We start from the raw sequence: 7,361 nt of genomic DNA, 5'->3' as shown, positions 1-7,361 counted from the left end.
ATCTCTCGTTAGCGGGAGGCGAATTCTACAGCGTTACACGCTGCTGTCAACACCTCTTTTTCAACTTCCTTTTGGCTTCGATGAACTGAAGCAACTTGCTGCCGAAAACTTCGTAACTCGTTGTTTAACAAGGAGTTTTCCGTTTCGACTGCGCCGGAAGTGGGGCGAATTATAGACAGATATAAAACGCCGTCAATCCCTCATTTCAGTTTTATTCGGCTTTGAGCGTAATACGCGCAAATGCCTTCTTTCCAGCCTGACAAACGTGGGTAGCGCCCAGCTCGTAGATAAAGGTGCGATCGACAACCTCACCATCTATACGCACACCACCGGAACTCAACAGGTCGCGCGCGACCGCGGAGTTCTTAACCAGGCCCGCCTTATTAAGTACAGCAGCAATCGGCATCGCCTCAGCCGCAGCCAATTCGATCTCTGGCAGATCATCCGGCAGCTCGCCATCCTTCATGCGGTTACCGGCCGCGCGGTGAGCACTGGCCGCAGCCTCTTCACCATGGAAGCGCGCGACGATCTCTTCCGCCAACTTGATCTTCACGTCACGAGGGTTCGCACCCGCCTCGACTTCAGCGCGCAACGCATTGATCTCATCCATTGAGCGGAAGCTCAACAGCTCGAAATAACGCCACATCAGCGCATCAGGAATCGACACAAGCTTGCCGTACATCACACCCGGCGCTTCCTGGATACCGACGTAGTTACCCAGGGACTTGGACATCTTCTTGACGCCATCCAACCCTTCCAGCAACGGCATGGTCAGAATGCACTGAGCTTCTTGCCCATACGCACGCTGCAGCTCGCGCCCCATCAGCAGGTTGAACTTCTGGTCAGTGCCGCCCAGCTCGACGTCCGCGCGCAATGCCACCGAGTCATAGCCCTGCACCAGCGGGTAGAGGAACTCGTGAATCGCGATCGGCTGATTGGTGGAATAACGCTTATCGAAGTCATCACGCTCAAGCATGCGTGCCACTGTGTATTGGGAAGTCAGGCGAATGAAGTCGGCCGGCCCCATCTGATCCATCCAGGTGGAGTTGAACGCCACCTCGGTCTTGGCCGGATCAAGAATCTTGAACACTTGAGTCTTGTAGGTCTCGGCATTATCGAGAACCTGCTCACGGGTCAGCGGCGGACGCGTTGCGCTTTTGCCGCTCGGATCACCGATCATCCCGGTGAAGTCACCTATAAGGAAGATGACTTGATGCCCCAGCTCCTGGAACTGGCGCAGCTTATTAATAAGCACGGTATGACCCAGGTGCAGATCCGGCGCGGTCGGATCGAAGCCAGCCTTAATACGCAGGGGTTGGCCACGCTTGAGCTTTTCGATCAGCTCGGCCTCGACCAACAGTTCTTCCGCACCACGTTTTATCAGCGCTAGCTGCTCTTCAACCGACTTCATAACAGACCCGCAAGGCTCAGATTCAAAAGGGAACCAACCATACAAGATCAGGGACTAATTACAAGTTTTGTCCCGCGCACGGACACCGTTCAGCAAGCCCAGCGTTCGCGAGCTTGCGCCACAGATGATTTGGTTATATTTTATACAGTTATTTCATCTTCATCATGTCATTCATCTTTTCCATTTCATCTTCAAAGTCAAAATTACCTATGACCACAGAACCGTCTAAAGCGCCGCCGCTTTACCCGAAGACCCACCTGCTCGCCGCAAGTGGTATCGCCGCCCTTCTCAGCCTGGCACTCCTGGTATTCCCTTCCAGTGACGTAGAAGCCAAACGAACATCCCTGAGCCTTGACCTGGAAAGTCCAGTTGAACAACTGACACAAGATCAAGACGCTTCCGACGCACAACAAGCCACAAACGCACCGACAGAATCTCCATTTGCACAGATAGAAACCACCCCGGAAGACACCCGGCAGGCGACTCAAGAGCCGCCTGCGCCAGTCACTCCAAAAAATCCGCTGCACCGCGAAGTGACCGTCGCCAAAGGCGACACCCTTTCAACGCTGTTTGAAAAGGTTGGTCTGCCCGCTGCTACGGTTAATGAGGTGTTGGCCAGCGATAAACAAGCCAAACAATTCACCCAGCTCAAACATGGCCAGAAGCTTGAATTCGAATTGGCTGCCGACGGTCAGCTCAAAAGCCTGCATAGCACTGTCAGCGACCTAGAAAGCATTGCCCTGACTAAAGGCACCAAAGGCTTCGCGTTCAACCGCATCACCACCAAGCCGGTGACGCGCTCCGCCTACGTGCATGGCGTCATCAACAGTTCGCTGTCACAGTCGGCTGCGCGTGCCGGCTTGTCCCACAGCATGACCATGGACATGGCCAGCGTGTTTGGCTACGACATCGACTTCGCCCAGGACATCCGTCAGGGTGACGAATTTGACGTGATTTACGAGCAGAAAGTCGCCAACGGCAAAGTCGTCGGGACCGGTGCGATTCTATCTGCGCGGTTTACCAACCGTGGCAAGACCTACACCGCAGTGCGCTACACCAACAAACAAGGCAACACCAGCTACTACACCGCCGATGGCAACAGCATGCGCAAAGCCTTCATCCGCACGCCGGTGGACTTTGCCCGCATCAGTTCGCGCTTCTCCATGGGCCGCAAGCACCCGATCCTCAACAAGATCCGCGCCCACAAAGGCGTCGACTATGCCGCTCCTCGCGGTACGCCCATCAAGGCCGCCGGTGATGGCAAAGTGTTGCTCGCCGGCCGCCGCGGTGGCTACGGCAATACCGTGATCATCCAGCACGGCAATACCTACCGTACCCTCTATGGCCACATGCAGGGGTTCGCCAAAGGCGTTTCGACCGGCAGCAACGTGAAGCAGGGCCAGGTTATCGGCTATATCGGCACCACCGGCCTGTCCACCGGCCCGCATTTGCACTATGAGTTCCAGGTGAACGGCGTCCACGTCGACCCACTGGGCCAAAAGCTGCCAATGGCCGACCCGATAGCCAAAGCCGAGCGCGCGCGCTTCCTGCAACAAAGCCAGCCATTGATGGCACGCATGGACCAGGAGCGCTCCACCCTGCTGGCCTCGGCGAAGCGCTAAGGTATGCCGCTCTATATAGGTGTGATGTCCGGGACCAGTCTTGATGGCCTGGATATCGCCCTGATCGAACAGAACCCGGCGATCAACTTGATCGGCACGCACTACATCCCCATGCCGGACGATCTGCGCACTGAGCTGTTAAGCCTGTGCGCCAGCGGCCCGGATGAGATCGCCCGTTCGGCGCTCGCCCAGCAACACTGGGTGACACTGGCGGCCAAAGGCATCCATGCCTTACTGGAACAACACGCCCTCAAGCCTCAGGACATACGCGCGATCGGCAGCCACGGCCAGACGATCCGCCATGAACCCGCTCGAGGCTTTACCGTTCAAATCGGCAACCCTGCCCTGCTCACAGAGCTGACGAGCATTACCGTCGTCAGTGATTTCCGCAGCCGCGATGTGGCCGCCGGCGGTCAAGGCGCCCCCTTGGTGCCCGCCTTTCATGAAGCCTTGTTCGGCGAACGTGCCGGCAACCGCGCCGTGCTGAATGTCGGCGGCTTCAGCAATCTCAGCCTGATCGAGACCGACAAGCCCGTAGCTGGCTTCGATTGCGGCCCGGGCAACGTGCTGCTGGATGCGTGGATCCACAATCAGCGGGGCGAGCACTTTGATCGCGATGGCCAATGGGCGGCCGGTGGCCAGGTCGAGCCTGCACTACTCAACGCTCTGCTCAGCGACCCGTTCTTCCTGACCAAAGGCCCGAAAAGCACTGGCCGCGAAGTATTCAACCTGGGATGGCTGCAACACCACCTGGCCAGATTGCCAGCGTTTCAGGCAGAGAATGTGCAAGCGACCCTGCTTGAACTGACCGCGCTGACCATCGTCGAGTCCCTGCAATCCGCACAAACCGACACCGAAACCCTGCTGGTCTGTGGCGGCGGCGCGCATAACGCCACGCTGATGAAGCGCTTGGCAGCGTTGTTGCCGTCCACTCAGGTCAGCAGCACCGCCACTTACGGCGTGGACCCCGATTGGGTTGAAGCCATGGCCTTCGCCTGGCTGGCCCATTGCTGCCTTGAGGGCATCGCCGCCAACCGCCCAAGTGTCACTGGCGCGCGTGGGCTTCGGGTATTAGGCGCGATCTATCCAGCGTAAACCTGCAGGCAGCAAAACGCCGCTTGGCCTATCAAAGCCAAGCGGCGTTTTTTTATTTGCTGAAGATCAGGCTGCTGATCAGATCGAGAACGAAGACCCGCAACCACAGGTCGTGGTGGCATTAGGGTTCTTGATCACGAAACGCGACCCTTCCAGACCTTCCTGATAATCCACCTCGGCACCCGCCAGGTATTGGAAGCTCATCGGGTCCACGACCAGGCTGACGCCCTCGCGCTCGACGATGGTGTCATCGTCGGCCACATCTTCATCGAAGGTAAAACCGTACTGAAACCCTGAACAACCGCCGCCCGTAACGAATACGCGCAGCTTCAAGCGATCATTACCCTCTTCATCGACCAGGCTCTTCACCTTGTGCGCAGCACCGTGGGTGAATTGCAAAGCCGTGGGGGTGAAGGATTCAACGCTCATGCTGATAATCTCCCGGCGTAGCGCCGCCATATGCGTAATGGCGAGCATTATCCGCTTCTCCTAGAAAAGCGGTCAACTATTGTTACGGTATATCAATCTGCGCTGCCGCCATTAAAAACACAAAAGGCCCGATCAACGGGCCTTTTGCTTAACCGCTAAACCGCCTTAAGGCAGCATGCCCGCGTGGGACAGGCCCAGCTTCTCGTCCAGGCCGAAGAGGATGTTCAGGTTCTGCACCGCCTGGCCCGACGCGCCCTTGACCAGGTTATCGATTACCGACAACACCACCACCAAATCGCCATCCTGTGGACGGTGCACGGCAATGCGACATACGTTCGCACCGCGCACGCTACGGGTTTCCGGGTGGCTGCCGGCCGGCATCACATCGACGAACGGTTCATTGGCATAACGCTTTTCGAACAGCGCCTGCAGGTCTACCGAACGGTCGACAACAGTGGCGTAGAGCGTGGAGTGAATGCCACGAATCATCGGCGTCAGGTGCGGCACGAAGGTCAGGCCCACGTCTTTACCGGCCGCGCGGCGCAGCCCCTGGCGAATTTCCGGCAAGTGACGATGCCCTTTAACCGCGTAGGCCTTCATGCTTTCCGACGTCTCGGAGTACAGCGAACCTACAGCTGCACCACGGCCGGCGCCACTCACACCCGACTTGCAGTCGGCGATCAAGCGCGAAGTGTCGGCCAGACCCGCTTCCAGCAACGGCAGGAACCCCAGCTGCGTTGCGGTCGGATAGCAACCTGGCACAGCAATCAGGCGTGCTTGCTTGATTTGCTCACGATTGACTTCCGGCAGACCGTACACCGCCTCTTCCAGCAACTCAGGCGCGCCGTGTGGCTGGCCGTACCACTTGGCCCACTCATCGGCGTCCTGCAAGCGGAAGTCGGCTGACAGGTCGATGACCTTGGTACCCGCCGCCAGCAATTCGCCGGCCAGTGCATGCGCAACCCCGTGAGGCGTGGCGAAGAACACCACATCGCACGCGCCCAGGGTCTTGATGTCCGGCACGCTGAACGCCAGGCCGTCATAGTGGCCTCGCAGGTTCGGGTACATATCGGCCACGGCCAACCCGGCCTCGGATCGGGAAGTGATGACCACCACCTCAGCTTGCGGATGCTGAGCCAACAGACGCAGCAATTCGACACCGGTGTAACCCGTGCCGCCGACGATACCGACCTTGACCATAAACCTGCCCTCAACGAACCCACTGGAAAGCCGTCGATAATAGGGGCCGTATCGTCCTGCGACAACCGTCAACGTGACGTACAGGCGCATGAGCCACTACTATCTTCAGTTACCGTGAACCTGGGAATAACTAGAAATGCTCTATCTATGGATCAAAGCCTTCCATATCGTCAGTATCGTCTGCTGGTTTGCCGGGCTGTTTTACCTGCCACGCCTGTTCGTCTACCACGCGCAAAGTGAGGACACCGTCAGCAAAGAACGCTTCAGCGTCATGGAGCGCAAGCTGTACCGCGGCATCATGGGTCCGGCAATGATCGCTACCCTGATATTCGGCGGCTGGCTGATCTACCTGAACCCGGCCATTTTTCAATCCGGCGCCTGGATCCACGCCAAACTTACCCTGGTGGTGCTGCTGATCGGCTACCACCATATGTGCGGCGCCCAAGTAAAACGTTTCGCCCGTGGCGAAAATACCCGCAGCCATGTCTTTTATCGCTGGTTCAATGAAGTGCCGGTTCTGATATTGCTGGCTATCGTAATTTTGGTCGTGGTCAAACCGTTCTAATTTCAATTACTCGGGGAACCTCCAATGTCACTGCCCGCTTCGCTCGAACAACGTCTGCGCCTACCCGTGGTGGCTGCGCCGATGTTTCTGATTTCCAACCCGCAACTCGTGCTGGCGTGCTGTCGCAATGGCGTGGTTGGGAGTTTCCCGGCACTTAACCAGCGCGAAAGCAGCGGTTTCAAGGCCTGGCTGGAGGAAATCGAAGCGGGCCTGGCACAGCTGGACAACCCCGCGCCCTATGCCGTCAACCTGATCGTGCACAACAGCAACCCAAGGCTTGAGGCCGACCTGGCGATCTGCGTCGAGCACAAGGTGCCGATCGTCATCACCAGCCTGGGCGCGGTCAAGGAGCTGGTGGATGCGGTCCACAGCTACGGTGGCCTGGTGTTTCACGACGTCACCACCCGCCGGCATGCCGAGAAAGCCGCAGAAGCCGGTGTTGACGGCCTGATCGCCGTGGCAGCGGGCGCCGGTGGCCATGCCGGTACCTGGAGCCCGTTCGCGCTGATCGCCGAGATTCGCCAGTTCTTTGATAAAACCCTGCTGTTGGCCGGCTGCCTCAACCATGGTCATGAGATACTCGCAGCCCAACTGCTGGGCGCAGACCTGGCGTATTTCGGCACGCGCTTTATCGGCACCACCGAAAGCCACGCCCCGGACGCTTATAAAGAGATGCTGCTCACATCGCGCGCCGCCGACATCGTGCACACTCCTGCGGTGTCCGGCGTACCCGCAAGCTTCATGCGCCAGAGTTTGGAAAACGCCGGTTTCGACCTCGCCGCCCTGCAGGGCAAAGGCGAAGTCAACTTCGGCTCCAAGCTCAAGCCGTTAAGCGATGAGGCCAAGGCCTGGAAAACCGTATGGTCAGCCGGCCAAGGTGTCGGCCAGATTGATGATTTGCCCAGCGTCGATGAACTGATTGCCCGCCTGGATGCCGAATACCGCAAGGCACGCGAGAAGGCAGCGCAGTTGCGCTGGCCCCGTTAAACTCAATAGCAGGCCTGCCCATGTGTGCAGGCCTGCAAACCCCCTCCCTGAA

At 58.3% G+C, this 7,361-nt stretch carries 7 protein-coding genes; 4 read left to right on the top strand and 3 right to left on the bottom strand.

Going from position 1 to position 7,361, the window contains the following annotated elements; translation table 11 throughout:
* Positions 1-211: 211 nt before the first annotated feature.
* A complete protein-coding gene (gene tyrS / locus GIW28_RS22640; RefSeq protein WP_236446312.1) occupies positions 212-1,411 on the bottom strand; it encodes a tyrosine--tRNA ligase in 1,200 nt (399 codons plus the stop codon).
* A gap of 209 nt (positions 1,412-1,620) precedes the next feature.
* Here tyrS and GIW28_RS22635 point away from each other — a divergent pair, with 209 nt between their 5' ends.
* A complete protein-coding gene (locus GIW28_RS22635) occupies positions 1,621-3,033 on the top strand; it encodes a peptidoglycan DD-metalloendopeptidase family protein (protein WP_017138095.1) in 1,413 nt (470 codons plus the stop codon).
* Positions 3,034-3,036: 3 nt separating this feature from the next.
* Positions 3,037-4,128, top strand: coding sequence for an anhydro-N-acetylmuramic acid kinase (locus GIW28_RS22630; RefSeq protein WP_170040777.1), 1,092 nt, complete (start codon positions 3,037-3,039; stop codon positions 4,126-4,128).
* A 78-nt stretch (positions 4,129-4,206) separates the two neighbouring features.
* On the opposite strand, the gene erpA is transcribed toward GIW28_RS22630, so the two are convergent.
* Together erpA and argC are read right to left on the bottom strand one after the other, a co-directional pair.
* Positions 4,207-4,557, bottom strand: a complete 351-nt coding sequence (gene erpA / locus GIW28_RS22625) for an iron-sulfur cluster insertion protein ErpA (RefSeq protein WP_003176443.1) — start codon at positions 4,555-4,557, stop codon at positions 4,207-4,209.
* Between the two features lie 165 nt (positions 4,558-4,722).
* Entirely contained in the window at positions 4,723-5,757 is a 1,035-nt protein-coding gene (gene argC, locus GIW28_RS22620) for an N-acetyl-gamma-glutamyl-phosphate reductase (RefSeq protein WP_017138092.1), read from the bottom strand.
* A 136-nt stretch (positions 5,758-5,893) separates the two neighbouring features.
* Between argC and hemJ the strand changes: the two genes are divergently transcribed.
* Together hemJ and GIW28_RS22610 are read left to right on the top strand one after the other, a co-directional pair.
* Complete coding sequence (gene hemJ / locus GIW28_RS22615) at positions 5,894-6,322, top strand: protoporphyrinogen oxidase HemJ (protein WP_017138091.1); 429 nt, start codon at positions 5,894-5,896, stop codon at positions 6,320-6,322.
* 24 nt (positions 6,323-6,346) lie between these two features.
* The gene (locus GIW28_RS22610; protein ID WP_138449319.1) at positions 6,347-7,309 is read left to right on the top strand and encodes an NAD(P)H-dependent flavin oxidoreductase; all 963 of its coding nucleotides are present in this window, start codon (positions 6,347-6,349) and stop codon (positions 7,307-7,309) included.
* The last annotated feature ends 52 nt before the right edge of the window (positions 7,310-7,361 follow it).

The sequence above is a fragment of the Pseudomonas sp. PA-5-4B genome (assembly GCF_021606215.1).
In the GTDB taxonomy this organism is placed as follows: Bacteria; Pseudomonadota; Gammaproteobacteria; order Pseudomonadales; family Pseudomonadaceae; genus Aquipseudomonas; species Aquipseudomonas edaphica.
This window is presented reverse-complemented; position numbering and strand designations above follow the sequence as displayed.

Bases quoted from the DNA above. Each gene is read 5' to 3' on its own strand.
- tyrS (WP_236446312.1), bottom strand. From the start codon at position 1,411: ATGAAGTCGGTTGAAGAGCAGCTAGCGCTGATAAAACGTGGTGCGGAA.
- GIW28_RS22635 (WP_017138095.1), top strand. From the start codon at position 1,621: ATGACCACAGAACCGTCTAAAGCGCCGCCGCTTTACCCGAAGACCCAC.
- GIW28_RS22630 (WP_170040777.1), top strand. From the start codon at position 3,037: ATGCCGCTCTATATAGGTGTGATGTCCGGGACCAGTCTTGATGGCCTG.
- erpA (WP_003176443.1), bottom strand. From the start codon at position 4,557: ATGAGCGTTGAATCCTTCACCCCCACGGCTTTGCAATTCACCCACGGT.
- argC (WP_017138092.1), bottom strand. From the start codon at position 5,757: ATGGTCAAGGTCGGTATCGTCGGCGGCACGGGTTACACCGGTGTCGAA.
- hemJ (WP_017138091.1), top strand. From the start codon at position 5,894: ATGCTCTATCTATGGATCAAAGCCTTCCATATCGTCAGTATCGTCTGC.
- GIW28_RS22610 (WP_138449319.1), top strand. From the start codon at position 6,347: ATGTCACTGCCCGCTTCGCTCGAACAACGTCTGCGCCTACCCGTGGTG.